The following is a 16895-nucleotide window of genomic DNA, read 5'->3' on the forward strand; positions in this document are numbered from 1 at the left end:
CGCCCGCCCGAGCTACCCCACCCCGCCACCCGCGCCGCCGATCTTCAGCGGGAGCGGGAGGAGGCGCGGGAGCAGCGCCCCGAGCACCGTGTTGTACACGAGGGCGCTCCACTCGGGGCTCGCGTGCGCGGGGAACGCGCCGAGCGTCTGGAGCGACGAGGAGATGAGGTTGTCGGGGAAGTACGTCTCCCACCGGGCGCGGGCCGAGGCGTAGTCCACGGTCTGATCGCCGGGGTTCCCGATGAACCCCAGCTGGGCGCGGCCGAGCTCACCCGCGAAGCGCGTGACGTCCCAGTTGTAGATGTACTGGGACTCCGTCTGGATGAGGACGCTCGACGGCGCGAGCGGCGTGAGCTGCTCGAGCGTCTGATCGACCACTTGGGTCCAGGTGCGCTCGTGCTTGTTGACGATCCGCTCGCCCAGCTCGTACCCGCCCCGGAGGATCGACGGCACACGGAAGCCCAGCTCGTAGAGCTCCACGACGCCCTCGAACCACGAGAGGTCCTTGACGTCGTATTTCGAGGCGGGAGTCGAGTCGAGCACGATCGCTCCGACCGACGGCCCGGAACCGTCGCGAAGGAGCCGCGACGCGACGTCGACGGCGAGCATGCCGCCGAACGAGTGGCCGTAGAAATGCAGCTCAGTGAGCCGGTTCCGCTCGGCGTGGCTCAGGATGGCGCTCACGACGTCCCCGGCCTCGAGCCCGTCGTTCGAGTAGCCCACCGCCGCGAGCTGGCCCCGCTCGCCCAGCGACGGTCGCAGGAGGGTGATGATGAGCTGGGCCTCTTCCCAGCTCGTCTTGTAGCCGGGGAACAGGATCCACGAGGTTCCGGGGAAGCGCCGCCGCGCGTCGTCGTCGTTCGCGGTGAGGACCACTGTCTGCCGCCGTTGATCCTGGATCGCGCGCGTGGCGAACATGTCCACGGCGAGAAGTCCCGCCGCGAGGGTGCCGCCCACGAATGCCCGGCGGCTCACGCGCCTCAGCCTGTCGACGGCGTGGAGGCCCGCGGCCAGCTCACGGATCCCGCCCTCGCCGAGGGCGGGAGGTCCGTGGCGCCTCTCAGTCGAGTCCGAGCTCATCCTTGCTGAACGCGTACAGATACGGCACGCCTGCCTCGGCCTCGATCCGCTCCTTCGCTCCGGTCGCGCGGTCTACGATGACGGCGACGGCGGTCACGTTGCCGCCCGCGTTGCGGACGCCCTCGACGGCGGTGAGCGCCGAGCCGCCCGTCGTCGACGTGTCCTCGACGACGACGACCTTCCGCCCCTCGACCGAGGGGCCTTCGACCTGGCGGCCCATGCCGTACGACTTCTGCACCTTGCGGACCACGAACGCGTCGACCTCGCGCCCCGCCTCGCGCGCCGCGTGCATCATGGCGGTGCCGACTGGGTCCGCGCCCATCGTGAGCCCGCCCGCGGCCTCGAGCGCAACGCCCGCGCGATCGACGAGATCGAGCATGACCTGGCCCACGAGCTGCGACGCCTCGTGGTGCAGCGTGATGCGGCGGAGGTCGATGTAGTAGTCCGCCTCCTTGCCGCTCGAGAGCGTCACGCGGCCGTGCACGACCGCGAGTTCCTTGATGAGCTCGAGGAGGCGGGCGCGCGCGGTCGCCAGGTCGGGCAGGGCAGAATCGAGGGGCGCAGTCATGGCTTCGATTCTAGTTGCTGCGCCCCTCGCCCTCGCGTCACCAGTCGTGGACGGTGCCGTCGACGAGCCGGTTGTACGGAAGGTAGGCCTGCTGGTACGGGTACGACTTCGCCGCGTCCTCGTTGAATTCGACGCCGAGGCCCGGCTTGTTGCCCGGATGCAGGTAGCCGTCCGTGAACGTCATGGACTGCTCGAACACGGTGTTCGTCGCGTCCGAGTGCTGCATGTACTCCTGGATCCCGTAGTTGTGGATCGCGAGGCCGACGTGCAGCTGCGCCGCGAAGCCGACTGGGGAGATGTCCGTGGGGCCGTGGAAGCCGGACTTGACCTGGTACTGCGCCGCGTAGTCCATGACCTTCTTGAGCGGGCTGATGCCGCCGAAGTGGGTCGAGGCCGCGCGGACGTAGTCGATGAGCTGCTCCTTGATGAGCGTCTGGAAGTCCCACACGGTGTTGAAGACCTCGCCGATCGCGAGCGGAGTCGTGGTGTGCTGGCGGACCAAGCGCAGAGCCTCCTGGTTCTCCGCCGGGGTGCAGTCCTCGAGCCAGAACAGGTCGTAGGGCTCGAGGGCCTTGCCGAGCTTGGCGGCCTGGATCGGGGTCATGCGGTGGTGGCCGTCGTGCAGGAGCGGGATCTCGGGACCGAACTCGTTGCGCACGGCCTCGAACACGGTCGGCAGGTGGCGCAGGTACGCACGCGTGTCCCAGTCCTCCTCGAGCGGGTATGCGCCGCGGCCAGCGGGCTCGTAGTCGTACCGCTCGCCCGAGGACTGCGCCTGCGCGGCAACGCCGTAGACGGCCTTGATCCCAGGGATTGCGGTCTGGACGCGGATCGACTTGTAGCCCTTCTCGAGGTGCTCGCGGATCGAGTCGAAGAGCGAGGGGATGTCCGTGCCGGACGCGTGCCCGTACGCGCGCAGGCCCTCGCGCGACGCGCCGCCGAGCAGCTGGTACACCGGCAGGTTCGCGACCTTGCCCTTGATGTCCCACAGCGCCATGTCCACGGCCGCGATCGCGGCCATCGTCACGGGCCCGCGGCGCCAATAGGACGAGCGGTAGAGGAACTGCCACGTGTCCTCGATCCGGTGCGGGTCCTTGCCGATGAGCAGCTGCGCGACGTGCTCCTTGAGGTACGCGGCGACGGCGAGCTCGCGCCCGTTGAGCGTCGCGTCCCCAATGCCCGTGACGCCCTCGTCGGTCGTGATCCGCAGCGTGACGAAATTGCGCGACGGGCTCGTCACGAAGACATCGGCGGCAACGATCTTCATGTCGTTCCTCTCTATCCAGTGCGTTTGTTGCTCGGGGGCCGCCGCTCGCGTGAGCGGCGGCGCTGGCTTCGGTCCCACGATAGTGATCCGCTGCGTCGGGTGGCAATCGCTTGCCACTATTTGCCATCCGTTGCAGCGGGCGGTCAGTCCTCGGCGAACGTGCCGAGCAGGCTGTCGACCCGGTCGACGACGGCGGCCTCCCCCGCGAGGTCCGCGTCCACGAGGCCGAGGAGGGCCACAGTGCGTTCGCGGCCCTCGAGCGCGAGCGCGGCGCGCACCTCCTCCTCGAGGGGGTCGTGGAACTCGGCGCGCTGCCCGACGACGCTGACAAGATAATCCATCCACGCAGCGATCATGCGGGCGGCTCCGATCCCGGAGCGCCCTTCGGCCCGCTCGGCCCGCAGGACGGGGACTGCGCGCATGCGGAGCTTGAGCGATCCGTCCTGGGCGATCTGCGCGAGATAGTGCGCGATCCGCGGGTTCGCGAAACGCTCGACGAGCGCTGCGCGGTAGCCCGGGACGTCGAGCGCCGGGAGGGTCAGGTGGCGGGCGGCCTCGTCCCAGAACGCCTCCATCGCGTCGCGGCACACGGGGTCTGCGAGCGCCTCGGCGACTGTCGCATGGCCCCGCAGCTGCCCCGCGTAGGCGAGCATCGTGTGGGCGCCGTTGAGGAGCCACAGCTTGCGGTTCTCGAACGGCTCGATGTCCTCGACGAACTGCGCGCCGGCATCCTCCCACGCGGGCCGGCCCCCGGGGAACTCGCCCGAGAGGATCCAGCTCGCGAACGGCTCGGCCACGACGGGCGAGGCGTCCCGGTACCCGCACCGCTCGGCGACGAGGGCGACGTCGTCCGGCGTCGTCCGCGGGGTGATGCGGTCCACCGAGGTGCCCACGAAGCTCGCGTTCTCCCTTACCCACGCGGCGAGTCCGGGGTCCACGGCCTGGGCAATGCGTTCGACGGCGGCGCGCGCCACGTCGCCGTTGCCCGCGACGTTGTCGCAGCTCACGATAGCGATCGGACCGGCCCCCGCGTCCCGGCGCGCGGCGAGACCCCTCGCGAGGCGCCCGAGCGGCGAGTCCGGGCCGCCGTCGTCGTACACCTTCTCCGTGACGGTGAGGGTGACGATCGCGGTCGACGGCGCGGCGAGCAGCTCGTTGAGGCGCTCGGTGTCCGCGCCGTCGACGGCCTCGGCTATGGTGGGGACGACTTCGAAGCGGTCGCCGTCCGCGGCCCGCTCGATGAGCGTGAACAGCCCGTCCTGGGGGGCGAGCGCGAGGGCCGCGTCCGGGCGTCGGCCGGTGAAGGACGCGATGCCCCACTCGGCCGCATCCGAGGCGTGCGCGGTGAACCACGCCTGATGCGATCGGTGGAACGCCCCGAGACCCAGGTGGACGATGCGCACGGGCGGGGCCGGGGCGCCCTTGCGGCTCAGGACAGGCAGCTCGGTGGCGGTTCTGGTCACGGTTGTTCCCCTAGAGCTTGAAGACCCGGCGCGGCGCCGCGTCGACGATATCCACGATGAGCTCGTGCGCACGAGCCTCCGTGAGGCGGTGCTCCGCAACGAGCCGGGCCAGGAAAGAGGCCTCGATCCGCCGCGACGTGTCGTGCCGCGCCGGGATCGAGCAGTACGCGCGCGTATCGTCGATGAAGCCCGACGAGCGCGAGAAGCCGGCCGTCTCGGTCACGGCCGAGCGGAAGCGCAGCATCGCGTCCGGAGCGTCGAGGAACCACCACGGAGCGCCGATGTAGACGCTCGGGTAGAACCCGGCGAGCGGGGCGAGCTCGCGCGAGAACACCGTCTCGTCGAGCGTGAACAGGACGAGGTGGAAGTCCTTGGCCGTGCCGAAGTCCTGCAGGACGGGGCGGATGCCCTCCGTGTAGTTGACCGCGAATGGGATGTCGTGGCCAGTGTCGGCGCCATACGCCGCGAACGTCGGCGCGTGATGGTTGCGGAACGAGCCGGGATGGATCGTCATGACGAGACCGTCCTCGACGGACATCCGCGCCATCTCGTACATCATGTGGGCCTCGAACGCGTCTCGGTCGGCAGCCGTGGCTTCCCCGCGGCGCGCCTTCTCGAAGAGGGCCTCGGCCTCGGTCGGGGACAGCTTGAGCGTGAGCGGCGTGCGCACGCCGTGGTCGGCCGAGACGGCGCCGTGCTCCACGAAGTAGCGGCGGCGATTCTCGAGGGCGCGCAGGTAGCCCGCGAAGCCCGGAACGCCGTCGGACGCCTCATCGGCGAGCCGTGCGACCCGCGCCGCCCACTCCGGGTGGGCGAGATTGATGTACGGGTCCGGGCGGAAGGTCGGGATGACGCGGCCCGCGAACGATTCGTCCTTCGCGAGGCGGCCGTGGGCCTCGAGCGTGTCGAGCGGATCGTCGGTCGTGGCGAGGACCTCGATGTTGAAGTCCTCGAACAGCCGCCGCGGCCGGAAGCCGGGATCGGCGAGCTTGGCCGCGATCGCGTCGTACGCAGTGTCGGCGTTCGAGCCTAGGGCGTCGACCATCGAGGACGGCAGGCCGAAGACGTGCTCGAACTCGCTCCGGAGCCAGTACCCCGACGCCGTGCCGTCGAAGAGCGGCCACGCCTCGGCGAAACGGCGCCAGGCCGCGCGGGACGCGGCCTCGCCCTGCGGCGCGCCCGAGCCCACCCCGAGCTCGCTCAGCGGAACCCCGGACGCGTGGATGAGCCGCGTCACGTAGTGGTCCGGGCTCACGAGAAGGGACGTCGGGTCGGTGAACGGCTCGTCGTCCGCGATCCACTCGGCGGGCACGTGGCCGTGCGGCGACAGGATGGGAAGATGCTCGACGTCGGCGTACAGCTCGCGCGCGATCTGGCGCGTTCCGGGGTCGGCCGGGAGGAGGCGGTCAGGGTTGGCGGCAATGGAGTCGGTCATCGTCTCTCTCATTTCGCTACGCATGGTCGGTTCGGGCCTCGGGGGCGGGCGACGGCGGCCGATCTCCCCCGAATTGGCGGCGAGTTCCCCAGCTTTCGAGGCCCACGCGCGGCGTGTCGCGGGAAAACCTCGGGGAGTCGCGCCGTCGTACGCGTAAAGCTGGGGAAATCGGAGGGAAAGTTGGGGAAATCGGCAGCGCGTCGGCTAGATCGACGCGACGCCCGCGGCGTCGAGGACTTTGGCGAAGGCGCGCGCGGCCACGCCGAACGCGTACGGCCCGCTGAAGCCGCCCGTCTCGTACGCGTACGCGAGGTGCGGCTCGAGGGAGGCGAAGCCGGTGTAGCCGCTGTCGCGCAGGGCCTCGACCGTGCGGAGCACTTCGCCGTCGCCCTCGCCCGCGGGGACAACCTGACCCGTCGCGAACAGCGCGTCCTTGACCTGGAGATACACGACGTGCGGGCGGAGCAGCTCGTAGCCCTCAGTGAACGGCTTGACGCCGACCTGGACGAAGTTCGCCGGATCCCACGCGAGCTTGAGCGCCGGAGAGTTGACCGTCTCGACGATGTCCGCGACGCGGGACGGGATGTCGCCGAAGATGTCCTTCTCGTTCTCGTGCACGAGCGTCACGCCCGTGCCCTCGGCGCGGCGGGCCAGCGCCGTCATCCGCTCGATCACGGCGTCGCGCACATCCTCCGCCGCGCGCCCCTCGTAGTAGAAGGAGAAGATCCTGATGTACGGCGAGCCGAGGACCTCCGCGGCGCGCAGAGCCCGGCCCAGCCGCTCAACCTCGTGCTCAACTGGCAGCTCGACGTCCACCTTGCCGATCGGCGAGGCGATCGCGGAAGCCTTGAGCCCGGCCTCGTCCAGGATGCCTTTGAGCTCGGCGAGCTGCTCCTCGCCCAAGTCCACGATGTTCGTGCCCCATGCGCTCCGGACCTCGATGTAGCTCGCACCGAGCGCCCGCATGACGGCCGCCTGGACCCGCGGGTCCGCGTCAATCTCGTCGCCGAAGCCGGAAAGCTCCCATTCGACTGTCATTTCACTCCTCCGGCGGTGAGGCCGCCCACTAGGTACTTCTGGAAGAACAGGTACAGGATCACGACGGGCGCCGCGCACACGAGCGCGGACGCCATCATCTGGCCGTAGTACGGGATCGCGCCGCCCTCGGTGCTCGTCGCGAAGATCTGGAGCGCGACTGCGGCCGTCTGGCTTTCGGGGTTCGTCATGACTGACGCGAACAGCACGTCGTTCCAGCCGAGCAGGAACGCGAAGATCCCGGAGACGATGATGCCCGGCCAGCTCAGCGGAAGGATGATCTTCGTGAGGATCCCGAGGCTCGACGCCCCGTCGATGCGGGCTGCTTCCTCGAGCTCCCTCGGCAGGCCGCGCAGATATGTGACCATGACCCACGTCGAGAACGGGAGGGCGAACGTCAGGTACGTCACGAACAGGCCCCAGCGGGTGCCGATCACCTGGATTCCGAGGTATGTGGCCGCCGAGGAGAACAGGACGAACACGGGCAGCACGAGCAGCGTGCCGGGCACGGACTGGAGCGCGAGGAGGCCGCGCATGATCGTGAGGCGCCCCAAGAACTGGTACCGCACGAGGACGTACGCCGTGCCGATCGAGAGGGCGGCCGAGACGATCGCCGTCGAGCCGGCCACGAGGATCGAGTTCGTGAGCCCGTTCGCGAGGCCGACGCTCGACCAGATGTTCGCGTAGTTGTCCGGCGTGAACACCGCGGGCCAGAAGTCGCCGCGGGCCACGGAGATGTCCGAGTTGATGCTCGCGAGGAAGATGTAGCTGAGCGGCACGAGCACGAACAGGGCGAGGAGCGCGATCACGACGGCGAGGAGCCAGTTCGGGAGGAGGCGCGTGACCTCCGTCTGCTGGCGGGAGCCGGGACGGTCGACGGCCGCGGGTTGGGCTCCGCGGCGCGGCGCAACGACGGTGCTCATTTGCGGCCTCCGGGGGTCTCGGCGTCGTCGAGCTTGACGGCGCGCAGGTACACGAAAAGCGGAATCGCGATGAGGATGAGCGAGACCACGGCCATCGCGGCGCTCAGCCCGAAGCGGAAGCTCTGGAAGCTCGTCACATACGTGAGCACCGGGAGGAGCTCGACGTCGTGCGGGGCGGGGATGCCGAACAGGACGAACGGGAGCGTGAAGTTGTTGATGTGGTTGAGCATCCCGATGATGAACGCGAGCGAGATCGGCCCGCGGAGGTACGGGAAGACGACGTAGCGCAGCTTGGTCCACCACAGCGCGCCGTCGAGGGCCGCGGCCTCGTGGACTTCGTGGTCCACGGCCTGGAGCCCCGCGAGCGCAAGCAGGTAGATGAACGGCCACGACGCCCAGATCTGCACGAAGACGAGCGTCCAGTACGTGTTCGGGCCGTTGAGGAAGAGGCCGGGATCCGCGCCGAAAAGGTGGAACGCGTGCTCGACGATGCCGCCCGGCTGGAACATCGTGCGCCACACGGTGGCGACGACGAAGGACGGCAGGACGTAGGGGATGAGGAAGACCGAGCGGACGACGGCGCGGCCCTTGAACGCGTTCTGAGTCGCGACCGCGGCGGCGATGCCGATGGGCATCGCGATGATCGTCGCGATGAACGAGTAGGAGACGCTCAGCCAGACGCCGTGGAACAGCTCGGTCTGGGTGACGGCCTCGACGTAGTTCGCGACGGCGATGAACGGCGCCTCGACCCATTGACGCAGCGTGTACTGGTCGAGGTCGAGGAGCGACATGTAGATGCCGAGGAGGAGCGGCACGATGATCACGACGATCATCAGGAGGCCGCCCGGGATCATCATCCACAGGGGCCGGTTGCGCTCGGACGGGCCGCGGCGACGGCGGCCGCCGGGGGTCTCGACGCCGACGGCGATGGCCGGAACGGCGTCGGCCACGCCGCTTCCGGAGGCGGTGTCCGGGCCGACGGCGTAGGCCGGCCCGGGGGCCCGGCGCGCCGTCTGGGCGGCGCGCCGGGTCTCGGACGCAGAGTTGCTTGCAGTCGTCATGATGGGATCGCGGATGTGACTCCGCGCCTCACTTCGCCCGATCGAGGGAGGACTGGGCCTTGGACTGCGCGTCCTGGATGCGCTGGCTCAGCGAGGCATCCGGGACGTTGCCCGCGGCGAGGTCCGGGATGCTCTGCACCGTCACGTTCAGCAGGGCGAGCTGGATGTCGCCCCACGCGCCGGTGAACGGCGTCGCGTACGACTTCTTCGCGGCGTCGGCGAGAGCGGCCATGTGCGGGGCGGACGTGAGCGTCGCGAGCGCGTCGGCGTTCGCCGGCAGGTCGCCGAACGTCTTCTGGTAGTTGAGCTGCTCGTCCTTGCTCGTCACGAGGTTGATGTACGCGAACGCGAGGTCCTTGTTCTTGGAGTAGTTCGCGACGACGAGGTTGTCACCCGAGAGGATCGATGCCGCGGGAGTCGCGCCCGACTTGGGCGACGAGTCTCCGGGGGCCGCGACGGGCATGAGGGCGTAGTCGTACTTGTCCTTGAGGGCCGACTTGTCGAGCGTCGGAATGGAGCCGGAGCTCGTCATGAGGAAGTACCCAGCCTTGCCCGCCGCGAAGTCGGCGAGAGCCTGGCTGTTGCTCCAGCCCACGGACGCGGGGTTGACCACCTTGTCCTTCGTGAGCCAGCCGAAGTACGTCTCGTACGCCTTCTTGACTGCAGGGTCACTGAGCTTGGCCGTCTTGCCGTCCACGAGCTGGTTTCCCGCCTGGACAGACATGGCCCAGATGTACTTCCACGGATCGAAGTTGTCCTTGTAGGCGATGGCCATGCCGTATTGGCCCTTGGCCGGATCGGTGAGCTTCTTGGCCTGTTCGGCGAGCCCGTCCCACGTGCTGGCCGGGGCGTCAATGCCTGCGGCCTTGAGGAGGTCCTTGTTGTAGGCCATGACGAACGGGCGGCTCACGAACGGGATGCCGGCGAGGTGGTCCTTGTCCGGTCCCGAGATGCCGAGGGCGTTCTGGTTGAAGCGGTCCTTGCCGCCGACCTTCTTCCAGTCGTCGTCGCTCAGCGTGACGAACGCCTTCGTCGCGTAGGCCGTCGGCGTGAACGTGGTGCCGAGCGAGTAGACGTCTGGCCCCTGGCCCGAGACGACGGACGTCTGGATGCGGGTCAGTTCGTCGTTGGCCGAGGTAAAGGTCTCGAACTTGAGGTCCGCGCCCGTCTGCTCCTTGAACTTCGCCTGGATGCTGGACATCCACTGCTTCTGCTGCTCGGGGTACGCCGTGTTGACGTTGACGAGGACGTCGAGGGTCTTGCCTGCTCCGTTGACTGCGCCACCGGATGAGCTGCCGCCGCTCGACGATCCGCCGCCGCAAGCTGAGAGGGCGAGGGCCGCGGCCGTCGCGATCGAGGCCAGGGTGGCCTTGGTGCCGAAACGCATGAGTCTCCTCCTTGAGTACGAACCGGGGAGCCGCTGTGACTCAGCTCACCCCATGCATCGATAGGACGAGCCTAGGAAGGATGGAAACAATACGGCAAGCGATTGCCAAAAGTTGCCAGCGATGCTGCAATGGACGGCATGAGCCAGGAGGTCAGCCCGTCCGCCGAGCGTATGCCCACGATCCGCGACATCGCCGAGCGGGCGGGGGTTGCGACGTCGACCGTCTCCCGCGCGCTCTCGAATCCGCAGCGGGTCAACGCGCGCACGCGCGAGAAGATCGAGCGCATCGCCGCCGAGCTGCATTATGTGCCCAGCACGCAGGCCCGCGGGCTCAGCTCGGGGCGGACGGGCGTCATCGCCGTCCTCGTCCCGGACATCACGAACCCGTTCTACTTCGACATCATCCGGGGCACGCAGTACCAGCTCAAGGCGTCCGGGTACACGCAGCTCCTCGTCGACACCGAGGAGGCGACCGACGTCGAGCTCGACACCCTGCGCAAGCTGCGCCGCTCGACGGACGGCGTGATCCTCGCGGCGTCGCGCCTCACGGACCAGCAGCTCACGGACACCGCGGCGCGGCAGCCGCTCGTCACGATCAACCGGGCGACGGCGGACGCGCCCACAGTGCTCATCGACACCCCGGGCGCGATGGTCCAGGCCCTCGAGCACCTCGCGTCGTTCGGCCACAAGTCCGTGGTCTACGCGGGCGGCCCCACGAGCTCCTGGTCGAACCACCGTCGGTGGAAGGCGATCGAGGAGGCGGCCGCGAGGCGCGGCATGACGGCGACCCGCCTCGGGCCTTACGCGCCGACGGCGCTCTCGGGGGCGGCAGCGGCCGACGGCGCATTGGGCACCCGGGCGACGTCGGTCATCGCCTTCAACGACCTCCTCGCCATCGGCATGCTGCAGCGGTTCCGCGAGCGCGGCGTGCGCGTGCCGGAGGACGTGAGCATCGTCGGGTGCGACGACATCTTCGGTGCCGACTTCTGCAATCCCCCGCTCACGACCATCTCATCGCCCATCGAACAGGCCGGCCGCGTTGCGGTGTCGATGCTCATGGCGCAGCTCGACCCGATCCGCGGCGGCACGCCCCGCAAACTCGCCGTCATGCCGACGCACCTCAAGGTCCGGGCGTCGACCGGCCCCGCGCCGAGCTGACGCCACCCCCAACGCGCGGCCACCTCTCACCAACGCGCGGCCACCTCTCGCCAACGCGTGGCCACCTCTCACCAACGGGCGGCCACCTCTCACCAACGCGTGGCCACCTCTCACCGTTCCAGCACGAGAGGTGGCCAGGCGTAGGCCGAAAGGTGGCCACTCGTCGGGCTAGCCGCGCTGCGGGAACTTGCCTTCCTCAGCGATCTTCTTGTTGAGCTCGGCGAGGAACTCGTCCTCGTCGAAGTCGATGGGGACTTCCTTGCCCGTCCAGCTCGAGAGGTGGATGGCGTTCGCGAGGCGCACGCCGAGGATCCCGTCGCTGCCCGAGGCGATGAGCGGGGTGCCGTCGAGGATGTTCGCCGCGAAGTTCTCGAGCACGGCCGCGTGCTGGCCACCCCACGCGGTGTCGAACTCGAGCGTCTCCTGCGTGTAGTAGTCGTCCGGGTTGAACTGGTCGCTCGTCATCCGCCAGACGTCCTCGGGCGGAATGCCCGCGTTGATCTCCTGCTCGGGCGCGCGGAAGCGCGTGACGACAGCGGTCTTCGAGTCGGTGACGACGATCTTTCCCCTGTCCCCGGTGATCTCGAAGCGATCCGTGCCCACGAGCTCGTGCGTCGCGGTCGTGAACGTGCCCGTCGCGCCGTCGCCATAGTCGACGACGGCGACGACCTCGTCTTCGACGGCGATGTTCCGCCGGAAGCCGTACCCGGCCTTGGCGAAGACGCGCTGCGGCACGCCGCAGATCCACTGCCAGAGGTCGAGCTGGTGGGGGGCCTGGTTCACGAGGACGCCGCCGCCCTCGCCGCCCCACGTCGCGCGCCACGCGCTCGAGTCGTAGTACGCCTGCGGCCGATACCACGTGGTGATGATCCAGTTCGTGCGCCGGATCGCGCCGATTTCGCCCGAGTCGACGATCTCCTTGAGCCGCCGGTACAGCGGATTGGTGCGCTGGTTGAACATGATCGCGAACGTCAGCCCGGGCTTCGAGGCAGCGAACTCGTTGAGCTCGCGGACCTGCTTCGTGTAGACGCCGGCCGGCTTCTCGACAAGCACGTGGATGCCCCGCTCGAGGGCCTGGATCCCCATCTGCGGGTGCAAGTAGTGCGGCACCGTGGTCACGACGGCCTCGACGGCGCCGGACTCGAGCATGGCCACGTAGTCCTCGAACCGGGCGACGTCCGGGTACTTCTCCGCGATCTGCTCGCGGCGCGCCGAGTCCGTGTCCGTGATGGCCGCGAGCTCGACGTTCGGGACGCGCCCCTCTTCGATGAGGCGCGCGTACTGGCTGCCCTGGTTGCCGAACCCGACGATGCCGAGGCGGACTTTCCTGCTCATGCTGTGCTCCTTGGTCGCTGCGGACGGACTGCTGCGGGTTAGAAGAGGTCCTGGAACCCGAGCCCGACGAGATTGGTATGAGAGATGGCGAGGGCGTCGAAGACCGTGCGGCCGTAGAGCTGGTCCTGCTCGACAAGCAGGTACTTCGCCCCGGCCTCGACGGCCGCCGGCACGATCGACGCGAAGTCGAGATTGCCCTCGCCGACCTCGGCGAACTGCACGACGTCGGCGAAGTGGCGCACGAAAGCCTCGTGGTCGCCCTCCGCGTGGGCCTTGACGCCCTCCTCGGAGAGCGCGCCGATGCGGTAGTCCTTGAGATGGACCATGGCCGTGCGTCCCGCGTACTTCCCGAGCGTGCGGACGGGGTCGAGCCCACCGCGCTGGACCCAGTGGACGTCGATTTCGAGCCCCATGCTCGGGGCCTCGTCCGCGAGGATGTCCATGATGTAGCGGCCGCCCAGCTTCGCGAACTCGACGTGGTGGTTGTGGTAGTACAGCGTGATGCCCTCGCCAGCGAGGGCCTGGGCAGCCTTCTCGGCGCGCTTCGCGTAGTCCACGACGCTCTCCTCCGAGCGCAGCTCTGCCATCGGTGCCATGCCGATGCGGAGCATGTCCGTGCCGAGCCGACGGCAGTCTGCGACGGCCCGTTCGATGTCGGCCTCGAGCGGATACGGCGTGGCACCCTTCTCGCCGTCGAGCTGCGCGGAGAGGGCTGCGTATTCAATCCCGAGCTCGCCGCGGGCCCGCTCGAGCTCGGCGACGTTCGCGGGGTCCATGGGAATCTGCGAGACCTCGACGGCGCGATACCCGAGGTCCGCCACCTTCCGGAGCGTCTCGAAGGGGCCGAGCTCCGCGAAGCTCTCCCGGAGCATCATTGCCTGGACGCCAATTCTGGCCATGAGTGCACTCCTCGTTGATCTGCCTGCCGCATGGTGACGGCCATCACTCGCTTCTCACCGTAGGCTCGCCCGGCACACGATGGAAACCGTTTGCCATCCGTTGCCAACCACCGACTCGGGGCCCGCGAGCCTAGACCCACTCCCCCGGCGCGTAGGTGCGGGCGTACACGTCCTTGATGATCCGCAAGGGCGCGCAGGCCTCCTCGGCCCCGATCCAGAAGGGGCGGTCCGAGCCGATCGACGCGTAGAAGTCCTCGATGAGCAGCCGATGCGACGCGCCCCAGTAGCTCCGCTCCCCCGGAAGGATTCCCTCCTCGTGCACGATGTCGACGCGGCCGTCGCCGTGCCGCACCGTGAGCGCGCCGCGCAGGCTCAGCTCCGCGCGCTCGGTGGTGATGTCAAGGGTCACGGGCGAGTTCACGGCGTTCGCATTCGTCGCGAAGAAGACGGACCGCAGCGTTCCGCCGTCGGCCGTCGTGTGCTCGAGGAGGATATCCGCGGTGTCCTCGACCTCGATGGCGCCCGCGAGCGCGCGCGTCGACGCCGCCCCGCCCACCACGCGCGCGGGCCCGACGAGCCATTCGAGCAGGTCGAGCGTGTGGATGGCCTGGTTCATGAGGAGGCCGCCGCCGCTCCCGGCCCACGTGCCGCGCCACGGGCGGGCCGCGTAGTAGTCGGGGGTGCGGTGCCACATGACGGTCGCCGTCGCGCCGACGATGCGCCCAAGGCCCCCGCGCGCGAGCAGCTCCTGCAGCGCCCGCACCGGCGTGTTGTAGCGGTTCTGGAAGCACACGCCGAGCTGGGTGCCGGGCCCGCGGAAGGCCTCGCGGGCGGCTACAGCCAGCGCCTCGGCGTCGGCGAGCGTGTGCGCCACGGGCTTCTCGGTCAGGACATGCACCCCGGCGGCGAGGGCCTCGCGCGCGAGCGGCGCGTGCGCGTCGTGCGGCGTGCACACATGGACGACGTCGATGCCCCCTTGAGCGAGCAGCTCTCCGAGGCTCGCGTGGCCGGGGACGCCGTGGGCTGCCGCGGCGGCGTCCCGCCTCCCCGGGTCGACGTCGACGACGGCGGCGAGCGTGGCGCCGTCGATCGTCTCGATCGCGGCGAAGTGCTGGGCCGAGATGTCGCCACAGCCGACGACGGCGATCCGGAGCGAGGCGGGGGCGGGCTCTTCGAGGGGCACCGTCCCACGCTAGCCCACGGCGCCCGCGCGAGGGCAACCGTTTGCCACGATTGCCGGGGCTACTCCTCGTCGATGCGCTTGAGCAGGTCGCCGAGTGCTTCGCGGATCTCGTGGTGGTCGTATTGACTCGCGCGGCTCTCTCCCGAGATCACGGCGCAGCGGTGGACCTTGGCGAGGTCCCCGTACGGGAACTTGTAATGGGCCTTGGTGTCCTCGGGGAACTCGTCGTCGACGCCGAGGAACCATTCGGAATAGCCGCCTGTGCCCTTCGACTCGAGGAACTTGTTCAGCTTCTCGTTGTCGGGGGCGTGCTCGCTCCAGTCGTCGCGGGTATCGCGGACCACCTTCCCGTCCCGCACGAGGGACTTCGCGTGGTCGAAGGCCTTGTGGTTGAGCTTGATCGCCATCTCCGGTCTCCTCTTTCGGTTATCGCGGACAGTGACGACATTCCCCGCTTAGCCATCCGGAAACATCGCTGACGTAGGCTAAGGCCATGCGCGAACTCCAGGCCAAGATCATCGACGAGATGGGCGTCAAGCCGCAGATCGACCCCGCCGAGGAAGTGGAGGCGAGGGTCGCGTTCCTCAAGGACTACCTCAAGGCGACGGGCGCGAAGGGCTTCGTCCTCGGGATCAGCGGGGGCCTCGACTCATCGCTCGCGGGCCGCCTCGCGCAGCTAGCCGTCGAATCCCTCGCCGAGGAGGGCGTCGAGGCGGACTTCATCGCGGTGCGCCTCCCGCACGGCGTGCAGCACGACGAGGAGGACGCCAAGGCCGCCCTCGAGTTCGTGCAGGCCAAGTCCGAATGGACGTTCAACGTCAAGCCCGCCGTGGAAGGCTTCGAGGCCGAGTACGAGCGGACCTCAGACCGAGAGCTCAGCGACTTCGTGCGCGGCAACACGAAGGCCCGCGCGCGCATGATCTCCCAGTACATGATCGCGGGCGAGCGCGGCCTCCTCGTGATCGGCACCGACCACGGCGCCGAGTCGGTCACGGGCTTCTTCACGAAGTTCGGCGACGGCGGCGCGGACATCCTCCCGCTCTTCGGGCTCAACAAGCGCCAGAACCGCGAGCTCCTCCAGCACCTCGGGGCGCCCGAGCGTATCTGGCAGAAGGTCCCGACGGCGGACCTCCTGGACCTCGAGCCCGGCCGCCACGACGAGCACGAGCTCGGCATCACCTACGAGGAGATCGACGACTACCTCGAGGGCCGGGACGTGCCGGACGAGGTCGCCGAATCGATCGAGCGCCGCTACCTCGTGACGCGCCACAAGCGCGCCACGCCCGTGACGCGCTTCGACACATGGTGGCACGAGGGCGCGACCGCCTGGACGAAGTAGGTCCTACGGGCCGCAGCTTCCCGACCGCGGCCCGATGGCGCGCGCAGGCGGCACCGCAACGCGCGCGAGAACATTGACGGCGACGCCCCTCCCAAGGGCGCGTCGCCGTCGTCCTCCGCGCGGGGATCAGTGCGCGATGGCCTCTGCGCCCGCAGCGGCGCAGGCCTCGTCAAGCGCGCCGTCGGGAGCGCCGCCGACGCCGATGCCGGCCACCGAGGCGCCGTTGACCTTGAGCGGCACGCCGCCCGCGAGGAACAGCGTGCCCGGGAGGTCGGCGATCGAGGGGCCGGGCGACTGGATGCGCTTCGCGAGCTCGCTCGTCGGGGCCCCGAAGGCCGCAGCCGTATAGGCCTTCTGCTTCGCGGCCTCGATCGTGTGCTCGGCCGCGTTGTCTCCGCGGAGGAGGGCCTGGACGGTGCCGAAGCGGTCCACGAGGGCAACGGTCACGAACGGCAGCTTGTCCGCGACGCACTTCTCGAGGGCTGCCTGCACGGCCTTGGCCGAAGCGGTCGCGGTGATGCGGTTCTGCGCGACGGTCGTTCCCTCGGCGGCCTGGACGTCGACGGCGCGCACGGCGGCGGGGGCAGCGGGCGCTGCGGGCTGGACGGCGTTCGCGGCGACGGTGATCCCGCCCGTCAGGACCGCGGCACTCGCCACGGCGGCGACGACAGAGCTCTTCTTCACAGGTTCCTCCTCAGGATCGATGGTTCTCACCTATCGTCGCGAGGAGTCGGGGGCCCTACATCGGCCGGGCGGCTCCGC

General features: G+C 69.3%; 16 protein-coding genes. 2 read left to right on the forward strand and 14 right to left on the reverse strand.

Features of this window, described 5'->3' with window-relative positions; genetic code table 11:
• Nucleotides 1-12: 12 nt before the first annotated feature.
• The 9 genes from SPF06_RS10180 to SPF06_RS10220 all read right to left on the reverse strand — a co-directional run bounded on the left by SPF06_RS10180 (nucleotide 13) and on the right by SPF06_RS10220 (nucleotide 10219).
• Nucleotides 13-1080, reverse strand: a complete 1068-nt coding sequence (locus SPF06_RS10180; RefSeq protein ID WP_323278938.1) for an alpha/beta hydrolase — start codon at nucleotides 1078-1080, stop codon at nucleotides 13-15.
• Nucleotides 1061-1648 carry an orotate phosphoribosyltransferase gene (gene pyrE / locus SPF06_RS10185; protein WP_323278939.1) on the reverse strand — a complete coding sequence of 196 codons (588 nt, stop codon included), beginning with the start codon at nucleotides 1646-1648 and terminating at the stop codon, nucleotides 1061-1063. Before pyrE ends, SPF06_RS10180 begins: the two co-directional genes overlap by 20 nt.
• A gap of 37 nt (nucleotides 1649-1685) precedes the next feature.
• The gene (gene manD, locus SPF06_RS10190) at nucleotides 1686-2915 is read right to left on the reverse strand and encodes a D-mannonate dehydratase ManD (RefSeq protein WP_323278940.1); all 1230 of its coding nucleotides are present in this window, start codon (nucleotides 2913-2915) and stop codon (nucleotides 1686-1688) included.
• Nucleotides 2916-3058: 143 nt separating this feature from the next.
• The gene (locus SPF06_RS10195; protein WP_323278941.1) at nucleotides 3059-4378 is read right to left on the reverse strand and encodes a mannitol dehydrogenase family protein; all 1320 of its coding nucleotides are present in this window, start codon (nucleotides 4376-4378) and stop codon (nucleotides 3059-3061) included.
• A 10-nt stretch (nucleotides 4379-4388) separates the two neighbouring features.
• A complete protein-coding gene (gene uxaC / locus SPF06_RS10200; RefSeq protein ID WP_323278942.1) occupies nucleotides 4389-5813 on the reverse strand; it encodes a glucuronate isomerase in 1425 nt (474 codons plus the stop codon).
• A gap of 204 nt (nucleotides 5814-6017) precedes the next feature.
• On the reverse strand, nucleotides 6018-6851 hold the full coding sequence (locus tag SPF06_RS10205) for a sugar phosphate isomerase/epimerase family protein (protein ID WP_323278943.1): 834 nt from the start codon (nucleotides 6849-6851) through the stop codon (nucleotides 6018-6020).
• The gene (locus SPF06_RS10210; protein ID WP_323278944.1) at nucleotides 6848-7771 is read right to left on the reverse strand and encodes a carbohydrate ABC transporter permease; all 924 of its coding nucleotides are present in this window, start codon (nucleotides 7769-7771) and stop codon (nucleotides 6848-6850) included. The genes SPF06_RS10205 and SPF06_RS10210 overlap by 4 nt, the downstream gene beginning before the upstream one ends.
• Nucleotides 7768-8835, reverse strand: coding sequence for a carbohydrate ABC transporter permease (locus SPF06_RS10215; protein WP_428985749.1), 1068 nt, complete (start codon nucleotides 8833-8835; stop codon nucleotides 7768-7770). The genes SPF06_RS10210 and SPF06_RS10215 overlap by 4 nt, the downstream gene beginning before the upstream one ends.
• A 25-nt stretch (nucleotides 8836-8860) precedes the next feature.
• Nucleotides 8861-10219: an ABC transporter substrate-binding protein gene (locus SPF06_RS10220; RefSeq protein WP_323278946.1), complete on the reverse strand. Its 1359-nt coding sequence runs from the start codon at nucleotides 10217-10219 to the stop codon at nucleotides 8861-8863.
• A 138-nt stretch (nucleotides 10220-10357) separates the two neighbouring features.
• Between SPF06_RS10220 and SPF06_RS10225 the strand changes: the two genes are divergently transcribed.
• Nucleotides 10358-11377 carry a LacI family DNA-binding transcriptional regulator gene (locus SPF06_RS10225; RefSeq protein WP_323278947.1) on the forward strand — a complete coding sequence of 340 codons (1020 nt, stop codon included), beginning with the start codon at nucleotides 10358-10360 and terminating at the stop codon, nucleotides 11375-11377.
• A 168-nt stretch (nucleotides 11378-11545) separates the two neighbouring features.
• Here SPF06_RS10225 and SPF06_RS10230 read toward each other — a convergent pair whose 3' ends face one another.
• The 4 genes from SPF06_RS10230 to SPF06_RS10245 all read right to left on the reverse strand — a co-directional run bounded on the left by SPF06_RS10230 (nucleotide 11546) and on the right by SPF06_RS10245 (nucleotide 15201).
• Complete coding sequence (locus SPF06_RS10230) at nucleotides 11546-12712, reverse strand: Gfo/Idh/MocA family protein (RefSeq protein ID WP_323278948.1); 1167 nt, start codon at nucleotides 12710-12712, stop codon at nucleotides 11546-11548.
• 38 nt (nucleotides 12713-12750) lie between these two features.
• Nucleotides 12751-13611, reverse strand: a complete 861-nt coding sequence (locus SPF06_RS10235; RefSeq protein WP_323278949.1) for a sugar phosphate isomerase/epimerase family protein — start codon at nucleotides 13609-13611, stop codon at nucleotides 12751-12753.
• A gap of 130 nt (nucleotides 13612-13741) precedes the next feature.
• Entirely contained in the window at nucleotides 13742-14794 is a 1053-nt protein-coding gene (locus SPF06_RS10240; RefSeq protein WP_323278950.1) for a Gfo/Idh/MocA family protein, read from the reverse strand.
• Between the two features lie 59 nt (nucleotides 14795-14853).
• On the reverse strand, nucleotides 14854-15201 hold the full coding sequence (locus SPF06_RS10245; protein ID WP_323278951.1) for a hypothetical protein: 348 nt from the start codon (nucleotides 15199-15201) through the stop codon (nucleotides 14854-14856).
• 86 nt (nucleotides 15202-15287) lie between these two features.
• Between SPF06_RS10245 and nadE the strand changes: the two genes are divergently transcribed.
• A complete protein-coding gene (nadE, locus tag SPF06_RS10250) occupies nucleotides 15288-16133 on the forward strand; it encodes an NAD(+) synthase (RefSeq protein ID WP_323278952.1) in 846 nt (281 codons plus the stop codon).
• Nucleotides 16134-16259: 126 nt separating this feature from the next.
• Here nadE and SPF06_RS10255 read toward each other — a convergent pair whose 3' ends face one another.
• Nucleotides 16260-16817: a GlcG/HbpS family heme-binding protein gene (locus SPF06_RS10255; protein ID WP_323278953.1), complete on the reverse strand. Its 558-nt coding sequence runs from the start codon at nucleotides 16815-16817 to the stop codon at nucleotides 16260-16262.
• Between the last annotated feature and the right edge of the window lie 78 nt (nucleotides 16818-16895).

The organism is Sinomonas terricola, assembly GCF_034931225.1.
Taxonomy (GTDB): domain Bacteria; phylum Actinomycetota; class Actinomycetes; order Actinomycetales; family Micrococcaceae; genus Sinomonas; species Sinomonas terricola.

Bases quoted from the DNA above. Each gene is read 5' to 3' on its own strand.
- pyrE (WP_323278939.1), bottom strand. From the start codon at position 1,648: ATGACTGCGCCCCTCGATTCTGCCCTGCCCGACCTGGCGACCGCGCGC.
- SPF06_RS10245 (WP_323278951.1), bottom strand. From the start codon at position 15,201: ATGGCGATCAAGCTCAACCACAAGGCCTTCGACCACGCGAAGTCCCTC.
- manD (WP_323278940.1), bottom strand. From the start codon at position 2,915: ATGAAGATCGTTGCCGCCGATGTCTTCGTGACGAGCCCGTCGCGCAAT.
- SPF06_RS10225 (WP_323278947.1), top strand. From the start codon at position 10,358: ATGAGCCAGGAGGTCAGCCCGTCCGCCGAGCGTATGCCCACGATCCGC.
- SPF06_RS10180 (WP_323278938.1), bottom strand. From the start codon at position 1,080: ATGAGCTCGGACTCGACTGAGAGGCGCCACGGACCTCCCGCCCTCGGC.
- SPF06_RS10205 (WP_323278943.1), bottom strand. From the start codon at position 6,851: ATGACAGTCGAATGGGAGCTTTCCGGCTTCGGCGACGAGATTGACGCG.
- SPF06_RS10230 (WP_323278948.1), bottom strand. From the start codon at position 12,712: ATGAGCAGGAAAGTCCGCCTCGGCATCGTCGGGTTCGGCAACCAGGGC.
- SPF06_RS10220 (WP_323278946.1), bottom strand. From the start codon at position 10,219: ATGCGTTTCGGCACCAAGGCCACCCTGGCCTCGATCGCGACGGCCGCG.
- nadE (WP_323278952.1), top strand. From the start codon at position 15,288: ATGCGCGAACTCCAGGCCAAGATCATCGACGAGATGGGCGTCAAGCCG.
- SPF06_RS10210 (WP_323278944.1), bottom strand. From the start codon at position 7,771: ATGAGCACCGTCGTTGCGCCGCGCCGCGGAGCCCAACCCGCGGCCGTC.
- uxaC (WP_323278942.1), bottom strand. From the start codon at position 5,813: ATGACCGACTCCATTGCCGCCAACCCTGACCGCCTCCTCCCGGCCGAC.
- SPF06_RS10235 (WP_323278949.1), bottom strand. From the start codon at position 13,611: ATGGCCAGAATTGGCGTCCAGGCAATGATGCTCCGGGAGAGCTTCGCG.